At 44.5% G+C, this 14,904-nt stretch carries 10 protein-coding genes; 2 read left to right on the top strand and 8 right to left on the bottom strand.

Going from position 1 to position 14,904, the window contains the following annotated elements:
* Positions 1-26 precede the first annotated feature (26 nt).
* On the top strand, positions 27-2,477 hold the full coding sequence (locus WFY05_RS20330; protein ID WP_340114771.1) for a LysM peptidoglycan-binding domain-containing protein: 2,451 nt from the start codon (positions 27-29) through the stop codon (positions 2,475-2,477).
* A 65-nt stretch (positions 2,478-2,542) separates the two neighbouring features.
* On the opposite strand, the gene WFY05_RS20325 is transcribed toward WFY05_RS20330, so the two are convergent.
* The 8 genes from WFY05_RS20325 to amrB all read right to left on the bottom strand — a co-directional run bounded on the left by WFY05_RS20325 (position 2,543) and on the right by amrB (position 13,828).
* Positions 2,543-3,754, bottom strand: coding sequence for a cation:proton antiporter (locus WFY05_RS20325; protein ID WP_340114770.1), 1,212 nt, complete (start codon positions 3,752-3,754; stop codon positions 2,543-2,545).
* 80 nt (positions 3,755-3,834) lie between these two features.
* A complete protein-coding gene (locus WFY05_RS20320) occupies positions 3,835-5,316 on the bottom strand; it encodes a sulfatase family protein (protein ID WP_340114769.1) in 1,482 nt (493 codons plus the stop codon).
* Positions 5,317-5,328: 12 nt separating this feature from the next.
* The gene (locus WFY05_RS20315) at positions 5,329-7,872 is read right to left on the bottom strand and encodes a M14 family zinc carboxypeptidase (protein ID WP_340114768.1); all 2,544 of its coding nucleotides are present in this window, start codon (positions 7,870-7,872) and stop codon (positions 5,329-5,331) included.
* A 136-nt stretch (positions 7,873-8,008) separates the two neighbouring features.
* A complete protein-coding gene (locus tag WFY05_RS20310) occupies positions 8,009-9,013 on the bottom strand; it encodes a YeeE/YedE thiosulfate transporter family protein (RefSeq protein WP_340114766.1) in 1,005 nt (334 codons plus the stop codon).
* 143 nt (positions 9,014-9,156) lie between these two features.
* Positions 9,157-10,506 carry a serine hydrolase domain-containing protein gene (locus tag WFY05_RS20305; protein ID WP_340114765.1) on the bottom strand — a complete coding sequence of 450 codons (1,350 nt, stop codon included), beginning with the start codon at positions 10,504-10,506 and terminating at the stop codon, positions 9,157-9,159.
* A 70-nt stretch (positions 10,507-10,576) separates the two neighbouring features.
* Positions 10,577-11,461 carry a carbon-nitrogen hydrolase gene (locus tag WFY05_RS20300; RefSeq protein WP_340114764.1) on the bottom strand — a complete coding sequence of 295 codons (885 nt, stop codon included), beginning with the start codon at positions 11,459-11,461 and terminating at the stop codon, positions 10,577-10,579.
* Between the two features lie 86 nt (positions 11,462-11,547).
* The gene (locus WFY05_RS20295) at positions 11,548-12,585 is read right to left on the bottom strand and encodes an agmatine deiminase family protein (protein WP_340114763.1); all 1,038 of its coding nucleotides are present in this window, start codon (positions 12,583-12,585) and stop codon (positions 11,548-11,550) included.
* Positions 12,586-13,033: 448 nt separating this feature from the next.
* The gene (gene amrB, locus WFY05_RS20290) at positions 13,034-13,828 is read right to left on the bottom strand and encodes an AmmeMemoRadiSam system protein B (protein ID WP_340114762.1); all 795 of its coding nucleotides are present in this window, start codon (positions 13,826-13,828) and stop codon (positions 13,034-13,036) included.
* Positions 13,829-13,878: 50 nt separating this feature from the next.
* On the opposite strand from amrB, the gene amrS reads away from it, so the two are divergent.
* Positions 13,879-14,898: an AmmeMemoRadiSam system radical SAM enzyme gene (amrS, locus tag WFY05_RS20285; protein ID WP_340114761.1), complete on the top strand. Its 1,020-nt coding sequence runs from the start codon at positions 13,879-13,881 to the stop codon at positions 14,896-14,898.
* Positions 14,899-14,904: the final 6 nt, after the last annotated feature.

Raw genomic sequence — 14,904 nt, 5'->3', positions numbered from 1 at the left:
TGGCCAATTATTTAAGTTAGTATTTCATGAAGTTCATACTTAGCGTAATATTTATATCGCTGCTTTTTGTTGGGATTGAACCTGTTTCGGGACAAAACCTGCGTGAAAACGAAATTGTTGTAATCAGTGGCGAGAAATTTATATTGCACGAGGTGAAAACAGGCGAAACGATCTATTCGCTTACCAAAAAGTATAAGGTTGATCGTGCAGAGCTGGAAAAGCACAATCCCGGCTTGGCAAAAGGACCAAGTATTGGCGACATACTAAAAATACCTTATAAGGAAGGAGCCGATCTGTCGCTTGCAGAGTCGCAGCAAAAAGGTGACCCCGATGGTTTTAAACCATACAAAATTCAATCGCGCAGAGAAACAGCCTATTTCGTTGCCAAGGAAAATGGAATTACCGTTGAAGAATTGTATAAATACAACCCGGATAAAAAGAAATTTAAAAGGGGTACAATCCTTAAAATCCCTTATTGGAATGCGCCTATAGAAAAGGAACCAGAAACTATAGCAGGTACGGCTGAACCTGAAATGATTGCACACCAAGTTGTATCGGGCGAAACACTTTACTCGCTTTCAAAAAAGTATGAAGTTTCAGAGACCGAACTCCTGCGTATAAATCCTAATGCCAATAACTTGAAAGCCGGATCGGTACTTTATATTCCGAAAAAGAAGGAAGAAGAAACCGTTGAAGAAGTTCAGCCTGCAAAGAATGAGTTTTCGGGAAAATATCTCGAGCATATTATTGAATCGGGGGAGACACTTTGGGGAACTACCCGCCGTTATGGAGTGTCGGAAGCTGAATTAAAGACCTTAAACCCGATCCTGAATACCGGCTTCCCGGCCGGGGCGGTTATTAAAATCCCGGTTCAGGATGCACCCGAGCCGCTTGTGAAGCCTTTTAATGATGAAGCGTTTAATACGCATCATGTTCAAAAGGGCGAAACGTTGTATGGTTTATCCCGACAGTTTGACGTAAGTATTCTTGATCTTAAAAAATACAATCCGCTGCTGGAACAACGCGGATTAGTAGAGGGAGAAAATATTTTGATTCCTGTTAAAATGGAAGAAACGCCGGAAGATACTGAAAGCGAGAACGAGGTCATTTCTGACGAGCCGACAGTTCCGGAACCCGACGAAGACTTTTATAAAGTGGATCTTACTGTGGAAATTCCGGAAGATTGTCGACCCGATTACACCAGATCGTTTGATCAGCAAACTTACAATGTGGTGTTGTTTCTGCCACTGTTTCTTGAGGCGAATGATACGCTGAACCGGGAGGCCGTAATTGATTCAACATTACTGGCCACCGAGGCCGAGGAAGAGTTTACCGGGAATGTTGTGGATTTTATGGCAGATACCACTTTCCAGGACACCATCGAGGTGGAACACATCGAAGTTTTCAAAAAGTTTTATGGTAACACCGAAAACTTTGTTCAGTTCTACGAAGGCGTTCTGCTTGCATTGGACCATCTGAAACTTCAAGGAAGGGATGTTCAGCTGAAAGTTTTCGATACACAAAGGAGTGCCGATTCTATTTTGCAATACATTTCAGATCCCGACTTTCTAAATACTGATCTTATTATTGGTCCGATTTATCCCGATGTTCAGGCGCCTGTGTCGCAAATAGCGGCTAAAAACCGTATCCCGATGGTTTCGCCGCTGGCATCGCAATCCCGGCTGATCCAAACGAATCCGTATTATTTTCAGGTGAATCCATCGAGAGAATACCTGGGAGTTGAAACAGCTGAAATGGTGGCAGAAGAATATTACAACAGCAATTTTATTGTTCTGAAAACTGAGGATTACAGCCGAACCGAAGAGGGTAAGTTGGTGAATTTGCTTCAGGAAAAGTTTTTTAATGCAGGTTTGATGAGTCAGCGCGAAGGAGTGAACTTTACGATTTACGATTTCAAAAATGAAGGGCCTTTTGGTTTACGCCGAATCATGTCGAAATCAAAAGAAAATGTGGTTTACATTCCTGATTCTAACGAAGGAAGTTTAAGCATTGCCATTTCAAACGTGAACAATCTGGCCAGCGATTATTCCATAACTTTGATCGGTTCGCATCGGTTCCCGAGTTTCCAGAGTATCCAGATCGATCATTTCCACAACCTGAAGTTGAAATACATTGCACCGTACTGGATCGATTATTCCAATCAGAATACCATCGCTTTTATCGAAGATTTTAAAACGAATTATGGAACAGAGCCTGATAACTTTGGCATACAAGGTTACGATGTCACTTCATATTTCCTGAAAGCCATTTCGGGATTTGGGAAAGAATTTGCCGATTGTTTACCTTATTTTCATGTCGATCTGATACAGGGGAATTACCATTTCGAGAAATATTCGCAGTTTGGCGGTTATATGAACCAGGGCGTTTCGGTAATAAGCTATACCCGCGATTACGAAGTGAAACGTGAGCGCGTAAAAGGCCAGCCACGATTGGTGATTGCCAATAGCTACGAATAGCCGTATTTCGCTTTTAGCTTAAAAGTATCATCTATATTCCGGCAAGGAGAACTGAAGAAAACTGTTCAGGAGACTTCACCGGCTTTTTTCAACACAAACCTTGATGCAATGGGGCCTGCGATCTCATGAATTAACGCGGCTCCAATCACAATACCAATGATCATTGAAGCTGTTTTGTCGTAAATGCTTTCGTTGGTGAGTAGCAGTGCCAGCCCGATGACAATGCCACCTTGAGGAAGCAGCCCGCCGGCAGCATATTTTTTTACCTTAGGATCGGCATTAAGTAAAACTGAACCCGTATAAATTCCTGAGAATTTGCCAATTGCGCGGGCTGCAATGTAAATCACGATCAAAACAAAACTACCCGAAATGGAAGCGAGTTGCAGGTGTAATCCTGAAAGCGTAAAAAACACGACAAAGATGAGTTCATCGGTATAACGTTCGATTAATTTCAGGATTTTTTCGGCAAGCGGATTAGAGTTCACAACCATTACACCCAATGTTAGTGTTGCCAATAAGGATTCAAATCCAAAAAACTCCGAGATACCGTAACTCAGCAGCACTAATCCAAAAGTAAGAACGATGAGCGATCCTTCGGTCTGTTTACGGAACCATTTAACAAGAAAGTTAAATGCATATCCGACCAAAACTCCGGTTAAAATTGCCCCGCCGATTCCCTTTCCCATTTCGAGCATGCTCGATTCAAAATCAACAATGGAGTTTCCCAGAAAGAAGGCCGCAAATGTGGTTACCAGGGTGTAAATTACAATGCCAACAATATCATCGAAGGCTGCAATCTCGAGCATCGACGAGCTTACTTCACCTTTTGCTTTGTATTCATGAATAATCGCCAGAGTCGCAGAGGGATCAGTAGGTGCAGCAAGAGAAGCCAGTAAAAGACTTACGGCAATGTTCACAAAAACCGAATCGAAAAGCGTGATGAAAAACTGCAGGCTTAAAAACATAAATACAAAAACGGACAGGAAGGCAAACAATGCTTCGGCAAGTGTCAATAATAAAATTTTTTTCCCTGTTTTTTTAAGGTTTTTGGCCGACAAAGAACCACCTATCGAAAAGGTGATGAATGATAAGGAAATAGAAAGTAGGGGATCGGTATGTGCTACAAATTTATCGGAGACAATGCCCAGTAAATCGGGATTGAGGAGGATGCCTGCCAAAATATATCCGGAAATTCGTGGAAGCTTTATTTTCTCGGCCAACTCGCCCAATATGAAACCGGTAAATATTAAAATTCCTATGCTGAGAATTATATTCATTCCGTGAAATAAACATGGATAAGCCCGAAGTTAGCAAACATGATTGTCAATCCTAACTTCAGGTAAGAAGAAAATGCAAATTACCTTTTTGAATGTTCTGTCACATTAAGCTTATAACCCGCACGATAAGGATATTTATCGAATTCAATTCCGTTCTTTAAAATACGGGGATCTCCTGTCCGACGCAATTCATCCATCAGCAAACTGGCCAAACTATCCCTGATATTTTGAAATTTAGCATCCACGGCAAGATTGTGCACCTGATAAGGATCGGCAGCTACATCGTACAACTCTTCCTGTGGCCTTTTGGCAAAACAGAGATCGTAAAAAATCCGGTATTTGGGATGGTAATAATTTTCGAGTAAAAACGATTTTGTTGGGCCGTTGTCACAATCGGCAAAGTTGTTCATCGGGTGAGTAGCACCATCGGGAGCACCGGCGGGCCAGCGATCCGGGAAAAAGTTCAGGATGTATAAATACTCCTTTGTGCGGATTGCCCGGCCCGGGTAACCACCCATCGAAGGTGCAGCCTGCGCTGGCGTGTGTCTTTCGCGGCCGTATACGACAAAAGATTCGTCATTGTTATTATCTTTTTGTTGAAGTAAAACGGTTTTTAGTGATTTACCGGTCATCTGTTCGGGTACTTCTACACCTGCAAGTTCGAGAAAAGTTGGTGCCAGGTCAACCAGGGTTACGGGTTGACTGCTTACATGAGGTATGGTTTTTTCCCCCCAGCTAATGGCAAGTGGAACATGTACTCCCATATCGTAGAGATTGGCTTTACAGCGCGGAAACGGTGCACCATTATCGCCGGTCATCACAATAATTGTATTTTCCAGTTCTCCGATGCTATCGAGCAAACGAATGGCTTCAGCTACATCGGCATCAAAACGTTGTACTTCGTAATAATAATCCGCAAAATCATTTCTTACTTCTTCTACATTAGGAAGAAATGGCGGAACAGATATTTTATCCGGATTGATACCCGATTCCCTGCCACTATTTTTTTTATACGGGCGGTGAGGATCGGAAGCCCCAAGCCAAAAGCAAAATGGACTGCCATCAGGGCGGTCTTGCAGAAAAGCTTTGAATCCTTTTGTGTAGACTTTCCCTGTGGGATGAATGCTGTCGTAGCCACCGGCCGAAAGGTCCCCGGGACCCCACGATTTTCTCCACGATCCGGCAAAATAACCGGCTTTCTGCAAGAGAAGCGGAAATACCGGGAATTTACGGTCGAGTGTGGACCAAAGGTTTGCACCTTCTTCCAGCCGCCAAATGTGTTGACCGGTTAGAATGGAGTTTCTGCTTGGAGTACACGAAGGACTAGCCACAAAGGCATTCTCAAAAACAACACCTTCGCTTACAAGTCTGTCGAAAGTTGGTGTTTTTATCACCGAATCGCCATAAGCCGGAGCATGCGGCCAACCCCAGTCGTCGGCTATGCAGAAGAGGATATTTGGTCTTTCAGCTTCCTGCGGTTGTTTACAACCACTTAGAGTCAGCACGGACAGAAGGACAAAATAAAAAAGCTTGGTTAATTGGTTTAGTTGAACAGATTTCATTTTAGCATGATCTTACTGAATTATATTTCCAAAAAACACCGAATTTGAGAACAATTTTGCAGTTCCCAGCCAAAAGCCACGGAAATTCATATTGTCCTGATAACTGATCAGTTTTCCTCGACCAATGGATTCAACACTCACCACCGGCGCATTTTTAATACGTTCGAGGTTAGGCTCCGAAACCCAGCCGCTTCTGTAAGGCGAAGAAGTGAATTTGACGGGCTCAATGTATTTTTTCTCCAATGAGTTCGCCACTGAATTATCCGTTTTAAAAATTGCGATCTCATTATCAGTGTAACCATAGCAAAGCGGATGAGTCAGATCCATTTTGGCATTAAAGATCGCACCACTGACCAGGTTTAATGTGCGTTCTTTTCCGCGCTCAGCGTAACTTTGGTAGATGGTTGTATCGGCTTTTACCTGCTTTTTAAAGGTATTCTTTCCAAAACCGTTTTGGGCAGCCCAGCGTGCTCCGCTTTTAGAGGCAATCAAAGTTCCGCCCTGTTCGGCCCAGGTTTTTAGTTTTTGTATCTCGTTATTGTTCCATCCCCGAAAATTTCCGGCCAGGATTATTGTATTGTAGCGGTTCAGGTTTGTGCGCGATAAACGGTTGCTTTCAACCAGGGTTAACGGTATATGGTACCGTTGATCGAAGAGGTGCCAGATTTCGCCAACGTCGCTGCTTCTGGCGCCATCGCCAACAAACATCAACACTTCGGGTTTGCTCAATAATGCAAATCTGTTGCTCCCCAAATCAATGCCTTCCGGAGATAATCCGGTGGAAAGTCCATAGAAATCAACTCCGGTATTTCGGGCAATTTCGCTTATCAGGGCAAAGAGTTCAGCCTCGCTTTTATTCTGGTCGCTCACCGGAACCAATATCGTTCCGTATTTAAAGTCTTCTTCCTTGTTATCGATGTTAAAGGAAAATTTCTCTGTCGCTACTTCGGCACGTAAACCCGTCGCTTGCAAATGATACAAAGCGGTAGGGCAGGAGTATTCGTTCCATCGGAATAAATAGCCCAATGTACTTTTACCTCCGATTACCCGGCCATTAATCTTTTCAGCCTTAACCGGATCACCCAGTGAAATTTGTTTGGTGCCCGTGATTTTGGCATAATTCAGATCGTAAGCCAGTGGCATTGTCCAGGTAGAAACATCGTAAAAAGTAGTATCGGCGAACGAAGTTACTTCTTCGAATAGAGAAAGAATCAATCGGGCCTGCTTTTGTTTTACAGGAACAATAAAACTGCTGCCGCTTTCAAATTCCTTGTTATCGATGCTTATGTCTTTGCTGTTCTCGTAAACTTCAATCTGGTGTCGATTTAACAGATCAATAAACAACTGCGTTTTTACCTTATCGGTTGCGCTGCCAAAAACATAAGCTTTTGCCGTATTTTCTTCAGCTACATCCAGCGCAGTTGCATAGAAATCTTTTTGCATATCGAGTAATTCATCGTGCAGGTTTATGGCTGCCTCAAGTGTTGACAGGGAGGCAGTGAACTGGTTTTTTATGGCAAATGATAATTTCTTCGTTCCGTTTTCGGTTTGTCTGATTCGCCCTCTGAAACCGGCCTGCTCGAACAGAATGCCGATCGAGCCATTTACATCGGGGTAGGACGAACCTTTTCCGTAGTAATAATCGTCGAACGCCTCTTCGCTGAAATAATACGAACCGATCTTGTCAAGAAATTTAGCGTGGTATTGTGCGATTTTATGTGTGAGTTCGTAGTTCTTTTCCGGTGTCAACGGATTATTCCGGCTGGGTACACCGGGTTGAAAAAAGAACGTGGAATTAGCTCCCATTTCGTGATGATCGGTAACAATATTGGGTTTCCATTCGTGAAATTTGGCAACGCGGCCTTTGCTTTCCGGGTGAACCAGCAGAAGATAATCGCGGTTCAGGTCGAACCAGTAATGATTGGTTCGTCCACCGGGCCAAACTTCGCTAAACTGGCGTGAATCGGAATTGCCATTGGCTGCCGCACTTTGGTGCATGTTGGCCCAGGTACTGTGGCGGGTAAATCCATCGGGATTCAGACAGGGATCGACAATGATTATGTTGTTGGCCAATAAACGATCGATTTTTTCTCCTTCGGCAGCTGCCAGGTAGTACGCAGTTAGTATCGATGAATTCGTGCCGCTCGATTCGTTGCCATGCACTCCGTACGTCAGGCTAACCACCAAAGGAATATTGTCTTTTGAAAGGTCGTTGCCGGGTTCCGAAAATTCATAATGTTGCTTTTTCAGTTCTTCCAGATTTTGCTGATTATCGGTCGAAGTAAAAACCAGGTGCACCAGCGGACGATTTTCATACGAGCGGGCATATTCATACATGATAGCACGATCCGACAACATGTTAATTTTTTTGATGTAATTCAGAACCTGATCGTGAGTGAGATGCCATTCGCCCATTTGCTGATTAAAAAAGGCTTCGGGTGTAGGAATATCCGGATTATAACTTACATCATCAGGAAGAAAATAATCCATTTTATCCTGTGCCGATCCCACAAAAAACAATAACAATACAAATAAACTCGCAGCGATTCTTTTCATACTATAATGCTTAATTTGAAATTTATAAGGTCTTTAGGTTTTATTGGTGCTCCTAAATTTGGTAAATATTCAGGGATTAACAATAAAATGATACTAATTTTATTGAGAGAAGTTTGTCCGTAAGTTAGCGATGATATCAGCTTTTGTAAAATAATTTACCGGTTAATAAGAGACTTCCAAATACCACTACAGCAAAGATCAAACTGCTGATGGACAGTTGCATGCCGCCCGAAATTACATGGCCACTGGTACACCCGCCGGCCATTCGTGCTCCAAAAATGAGGATGAAACCGCCTATAAAAGCCCAGACTGCACGTTGTACTTTTGAGGTCCCGCGGTATTTTTCCCAATTTTTGTGAACCAGTTTAAGTTGGAAAGATTTTGTAAGTAACGAACCGATCAGGCCGGCCAGAAAAGCTCCTCCTAAAAAGATCAATTCCCAATGCCCCGGTTTTTTTATTTTGATGAAATAGTCGTTATGAATTAATCCGGACAGTGAGTCGCCAACATACGGATAGCTGGTAGAGGCGCCAATTGGTCGGTCGGAACCAAAATGCGAAAAAACAATGGTATTTAAAACCGCCAGCAGAACTCCGGCGATCAACCAGCGGTAGTTCCTTTGTTTTTCGAAAGTATGCAACCAAAATGCTGCAGCTATAAATACCAGCCCAATGACGACAAGCAGGACGTAAAAAAATGCGTTGGAATCGATCAGTGAACGAACAGAAATGGCACCTAAGTCGGGACCAAGGATACTTTTGATGGAGGGCAACAAAAGTGTAAAAACCAAGCCGCCCAGCAATCCGCCAACAATACCGAGTAGTGCATCAAGCGATCCTTCGCCAAGCGAGATGGCCAGTGTTCCCGGACAATAACCCAGAATGGCCATTCCGGCTCCAAACAAAAGACCTCCGAGAACTATTCCGCCAAGAATCAGCAGTTTAACATGAAAGGAAGCGAGTCCCAGGCCTATTTCAATATTCAGCAAAATTGCTCCCAAGCCAATGGCTACTGCAATTGCTTTGGCTACCGTGAGGTTATCAAGCGTAGCCATTCCACTAATCGTATTGTACTTGTTCAGACTTGCATATTGTAAGATCAGCCCAAATAAAAATCCAAAAATCAGAATTGAAATAAACATAATGAATGCTTTTAACGGTTTATATTGCTTTTCGGCAGCGTTGAGTTGGTTGCGAAGTTTAAAGGTAAGGGCTTATCTGCTAAATTATTCTTTAAGAGCTGCTTTTTTTTATAATCAAACGTTTATTTAACCTGAAATCGATTTTATAGTTTGTGCAGGATATAATACCCGTAAACCATGTCAATTTTCAATTTGTCGTCGGTGAAGGTGTAAATTGCCGAACCTTCAGCCCAGGCATTGTTACCAAGATAAGTTGTAATGGTATCCGGTACTTCCGAACCTTCGGGCAAAAGGGTAAAACCATTTTCCAATGCTTCTATATCAAGCGTGACCTCACGACCTCGCACAGGGCCCGAATATTTTCCTGTGTAATGCTGTAGGTCGACTGCTTTGTCCATTGCTTCGGGTTGCGATTTGTCAAGTAATTTCCAGGTCAGCTGGTCGGCAAAATAGCCAGCTCCTTTTGGTCCGGTAGTATTTACCAGGCAAACTACATAAAGATTGGCGCCCGGGAAATAGCGGGTTTCGGTCAAAAATCCGTTTATTCCACCGGCGTGGGCTATCATTTCATTTCCCGATAGTTTGAAATGTTCGAGTCCCATGGCGTATCGAAGTGGAGTGCCGTCGTTCAAAGTACCTGGAGTGGTCATTAATTCGTAGCCTGATTCATCTAAGACACCGCCTCCATGAAGGGCTTCCAGCCAAGTTAAGAGGTCTTCCTTTGTACTGCACAACGAACCGGCGGCATAGGGCCAGGTGTGATCGAGATAAGGTTTTTGTACCAAACCTTTGGGCGAATAACTGTAGCCGTATACTTTCCCTGTAACAGGTTCCGAAATGCTGCAGTAGTAGCTGTGATCCATCCCGAGAGGCACAAAAAAAGCTTCGTTCAAATAATCTTCGTAGGACATTTCACTGATTTTCTCGATGATCAATCCCAATAAAAAATAACCGGTATTGCAATAAATCATGGCTTCGCCGGGTTCAAAAAGAAAGTCGTGTTTTTCCACCACTCGCAATAAAGTGTCTCTCTCATGTTGCTCGATACTCAGGTCTCCAAATTCGGGCAGTTCAGTGTAGCCGGGAATTCCCGAGGTGTGATAGAGCAAATTGTTAATAGTAACCTTTCTTCCTTTGGTATCGAAATCAAGGTATTTTGTGATGTCGTCGTTTAGCGACAGCTTGCCTTCCTGATTTAACTTTAGTATGGCGGCGGCAGTAAACTGTTTGGTTACCGAACCGATTTCAAAAGAAGCGTCGGCTGGAATCGGCACTCCGAGTTCGATACTGGCCAAGCCGTAGGATTTATCGAGCAATAGTTTTCCGTGCTGGGCCACCAGTACTGATGCTCCGGCAATAAATGAACTGTCGATGTCCGCCTTGAAAATGGAGTCGGCAAAAGCTTGTAGCCCGGTTTCTGTGGGTTGTTGTTCTTTGGGAGAACAGGCAAAAATCGTTGCGGTTATAAGGGAAAGAAAGAGTATTCTTCTCATGATAAATGATTTGTTCTGAACAATTTACGACAATATCATGAATGCACGGTAAAATAATTCAACAAAGCTTTTAATCACGATATCGTTTTAGTAGCTCGTCGTATGCATCGATGCGGCGATCGCGAAGGAAAGGCCATATGCGGCGCACATCTTCCGTGCGTTTCCGATCAATTTCAACCACTTCGATCTGCTCTTTATCGGCTTCGAATTTTTTGATGATTTCGCCCTGAGGACCGGCAACAAAGGAGTTTCCCCAAAAATTAATCCCGGCTGAATTTCCGGTAGGATCGGCTTCAAAACCGACGCGGTTCACACTGATCACCGGCAATCCATTGGCAACGGCATGCCCTCGTTGAGAGATGGTCCAGGCATCTAACTGGCGGAGTTGTTCGTCTTTGGTATCGTTCGGATCCCAGCCTATGGCAGTAGGGTAGATCAGTACTTCGGCACCGGCCAATGCCATCAGACGTGCTCCTTCTGGATACCACTGGTCCCAGCAAACCAACAATCCAAGTTTTCCAACCGACGTTTCAATCGGTTCAAAGCCCATGTCGCCGGGAGTGAAATAAAATTTTTCATAAAATCCCGGATCATCGGGGATGTGCATTTTCCGGTATTTCCCGGCTATTGAACCGTCCTTCTCAAAAACTACGGCGGTGTTGTGGTACAAACCGGGAGCGCGTTTTTCAAAAAGCGAAGTCACCAAAACCACACCGGCTTCTTTTGCAGCCTGTGCAAAAATATCGGAATCCGGACCGGGGATCGGTTCAGCAAGATCGAACAGCGAAGTATCCTCCACCTGGCAAAAATAAAGACTGGCGTGCAGTTCCTGCAGTACCACCAATTCGGCACCCATTGAAGCTGCCTTACGGATAGCTTCCAAACTTTTTTGAAGGTTTTCTTCTTTGTTTGCCGTGCGCTTTTGTTGTATCAGTCCTGCTTTTAGTTTGTCCATGGTGTGCTATTATTGATAGTTCGATCTTTTTTTCTTTTTACATCGCCCTATAGAAAGGTGCAAAATATATTTTAAAGTTTCTTCTTCTAACTATTCAATTTTACTGCTTCCGGATATTGCATGGTCACACAATGCAACGATCCGTGTTGTTCGATCAGTACCCTGCAATTTACAGGTATTATTTCTCTTTCCGGAAAACAAGTTTTTAAAATTTCCACTGCTTCTTCATCCTGCGACACTCCATACACCGGAACTAAAACCACCATGTTTATAATGGTGAAATTGGCATAGGTAGCCGGGAGCCTGTTTCCCTCACTGTCGTAACAGGCATCGGGGAGTGGAAGTTCAACCAGTTTATATGGTGTTCCGTCGGCTTGTGTGAACTGCTGTAATTCGACTTCCATTTTTTGCAGCGACTCGAAATGTTCATCTTCCGTATCGTTGCAGCCTACATAAGCAATGGTGTCTTCCTTGCAAAAACGGGCTAGTGTGTCGATGTGCGAATCGGTATCGTCGCCGGCCAGATAGCCGTTATTGAGCCACAAAATACGATCGGCACCAAAATTATTTAGCAGGATATTTTCAATTTCCTCTTGTGAATATTGGGGATTTCTATTCTTTTCCATCAGGCATTCCGTGGTGGTCAGGATCGTTCCTTTACCATCGCTTTCTATCGAACCGCCCTCCAGTACAAAATCAAAACTTTCAAGTTCACAATCCTGAACAAGTTTGTTCTCGAACAATTTACGGGTGATCTGGTTGTCCAAACCGGCCTCGAATTTATTCCCCCAGCCGTTAAAAATATAATCCTGAACAATGGCTTTGCCGCCTTCCAAAACGGTGATGCCGCCATGATCGCGTGCCCAGGTATCGTTCGACGGGGCCACGGTAAAGTGAATGTTCTTAGTGGTGCTGAAAAAGGAACGCACACGTTCAATATCATCGCAAACCACCAGCACCGGCTGATAGGTTGCTGCTTCATTTATGATGTCGACAAAACACTGTGTGGCTTCATCGAGCATATCACTCCAGTCGCTGTTGGCATGTGGAAAAGTGAGTTGCAAAAACGATTGCGGCTCCCACTCAGCAGGTAAACGCCTATCGTGCCTTGATGTATTGTTCATGCATTCAAAGTAATATTCAGGCGGTAAAAATACAAGGAAATAGATAATATGATACCATGGGAACTCATTTCATGAAATACTACAATTATTTTGCGCTTCCACTTTCTGTTCACTAATCCAGGGAAAAGTGCTTTTGTCCCCCGTTTTTTTGCTGTGCGCCCCTGGGGGCAGATTACGTGCCCCCAGGGGATCGCTCTGTGAAAACAGGGGCACATCATGCGCCCCATGGGGATTGTGTTGCGAAAGAAGGGGATTATCATGCGCACCCCGGGGATTGTGTTACGATAACAGGGGATGGACAAGTGCCCCTTGGGGATTGCTCTGTGAAAACAGGGGCACATCCTGTGCCCTAAGGGGATTATATTGCCAAATCAGGGGATTATTACGCGCCCCTAGGGGATTGTGTTTCGAAAACAAGGGATTATTGTGTGCCCCACGTGGATCGACCTTAAACGTAAAGGGCAAAACTCCCGTAACCAACCACCCGGCTTTTATCGCCGGCGGTGTCGCCCGAGTTGCGAAGATCGAGCGTAACAAGCTTGCCACTGTTGGCTTTGGTCCATTTCAGCAAGCCGGCCAGCGGATGAAAACCACAGGCCATGTTTCCGTTCAGGCTTTGGTAGTCGAGTGCTTCAATCCGTTCTTTTGTGTGGTGATCAATTTCGCAGGCTTCAGTGTACAGATGAAAATGCGACAGATCGGTACTGATAATGATAAAGACATCGAGTTTGATCAGTTTGTCGATAATGAGTTCAACTTGTTCTGCGCGCGTTTGCCCTACAATCAGCGGGATGATCGTTGCTCTCGGCGCTACCTCGCGGATAAAAGGCAACTGCACTTCAAGAGCATGTTCCTGTTCAAACACTTCCGGCATTTCGCTTACAAGTTCCGCATCGAGGAGGTGTTGAACCGTGTTTTTATCGATAAGGAGGGGGCCCAAAGGTGTTTCGTAAACATCTGTTTGCAATGTGGCTACTTTCCCAAATCCATAAAAGTGGGAGGGAGCCAGTACAGCCACCGACGCCGGTTTTTGGGGCAGCTGAGAAAGTAAATAATAACCAACTCCGGCCACCGGTCCCGAATACACGTAACCGGCATGTGGCACGATCAGTGCGCTTAGTTTTCCGTGAGTTTCTTTGCCTGCTTTTCCCGGCTGAATGTAACTTCTTACAGCTTGTTTCAGCATTTCCGGATCGCGGGGATAAAAGGTTCCGGCTACATTCGGATGTTTTACCTTTAACATTTTCAGTCGGCTTTCGTAAAGTAAAGTTACCACATCTTATCGAGTATTATATGGAAACAGCAGCTATTGATACGAAGTATTGGCACCGTTTGCCGGAAGGGAAGGTGCAGTGCGACCTGTGTCCGCGGAATTGTAAACTACACGACGGTCAACGGGGATTTTGTTATGTACGTGGCGCTAAAAACGGCGAAGTGGTGCTGCACGCTTATGGCCGAACAACCCGACCGGCAGTCGATCCTATCGAGAAAAAGCCACTCTACCATTTTTACCCGGGAACGCCAGTGCTGAGTTTCGGAACCATTGGTTGTAACCTGGCCTGCAAATTTTGTCAGAATGCCCACATTTCAAGATGCACCGATACCAATGCCATGTACGAGACCAGTGTGGAACAGATCGTGGGTACTGCTGAGAGTAAGGGAACGCAACATATTACTTTTACTTATAACGAGCCTGTTGTATTTTTGGAATTTGCCCGTGATGTGGCTGAACTGGCACACAGCCGAGAACTGAACACGGTGGCGGTAACGGCGGGTTATATTTCGGAGCAGGCCCGTTCTGATTTTTTTTCGTTTATCGATGCGGCCAATGTCGATCTGAAAGCCTTTAACGATGAATTTTACAAGAATTACACCGGAGGGCGCCTGCTTCCCGTTCTCGATACCCTGAAATACATTAAACAGGAAACTGATGTGTGGCTTGAAATAACCACGCTGCTGATTTCCAGTCTTAACGATTCGGAAAGCGAACTGCATGAACTGAGCGAGTGGGTTGCGGAAAACCTGGGCGAAAATGTACCGCTGCACTTTAGCGCTTTTCATCCGGCATATAAAATGACCGACCGGCCACGAACGCCGCTTTCGACTTTGCGAAAGGCACGGCGGATCGCCCGTTCAAAGGGTTTGAATTATGTCTATACCGGCAATATTTACGACCCCGAAGGTTCGGCAACCCGTTGCCCTGCCTGCAGACAATTGCTGATAAAACGTGACGGATACTCCGCAACTAAAAAGAATATGGATGAAATGGGCTGCTGCCTTAACTGTGGGACTCAGGTTGCGGGCAGGTTCTGATTAAGT

This window comes from Maribellus mangrovi (genome assembly GCF_037646455.1).
Classification (GTDB): Bacteria; Bacteroidota; Bacteroidia; order Bacteroidales; family Prolixibacteraceae; genus Draconibacterium; species Draconibacterium mangrovi_A.
The sequence above is the reverse complement of the archived record's forward strand: the minus strand, read 5'-3'. Positions and strand labels throughout refer to the sequence as shown.

Bases quoted from the DNA above. Each gene is read 5' to 3' on its own strand.
- WFY05_RS20305 (WP_340114765.1), bottom strand. From the start codon at position 10,506: ATGAGAAGAATACTCTTTCTTTCCCTTATAACCGCAACGATTTTTGCC.
- WFY05_RS20300 (WP_340114764.1), bottom strand. From the start codon at position 11,461: ATGGACAAACTAAAAGCAGGACTGATACAACAAAAGCGCACGGCAAAC.
- WFY05_RS20310 (WP_340114766.1), bottom strand. From the start codon at position 9,013: ATGTTTATTTCAATTCTGATTTTTGGATTTTTATTTGGGCTGATCTTA.
- WFY05_RS20295 (WP_340114763.1), bottom strand. From the start codon at position 12,585: ATGAACAATACATCAAGGCACGATAGGCGTTTACCTGCTGAGTGGGAG.
- WFY05_RS20320 (WP_340114769.1), bottom strand. From the start codon at position 5,316: ATGAAATCTGTTCAACTAAACCAATTAACCAAGCTTTTTTATTTTGTC.
- WFY05_RS20325 (WP_340114770.1), bottom strand. From the start codon at position 3,754: ATGAATATAATTCTCAGCATAGGAATTTTAATATTTACCGGTTTCATA.
- amrS (WP_340114761.1), top strand. From the start codon at position 13,879: ATGGAAACAGCAGCTATTGATACGAAGTATTGGCACCGTTTGCCGGAA.
- WFY05_RS20315 (WP_340114768.1), bottom strand. From the start codon at position 7,872: ATGAAAAGAATCGCTGCGAGTTTATTTGTATTGTTATTGTTTTTTGTG.
- WFY05_RS20330 (WP_340114771.1), top strand. From the start codon at position 27: ATGAAGTTCATACTTAGCGTAATATTTATATCGCTGCTTTTTGTTGGG.
- amrB (WP_340114762.1), bottom strand. From the start codon at position 13,828: ATGTTAAAGGTAAAACATCCGAATGTAGCCGGAACCTTTTATCCCCGC.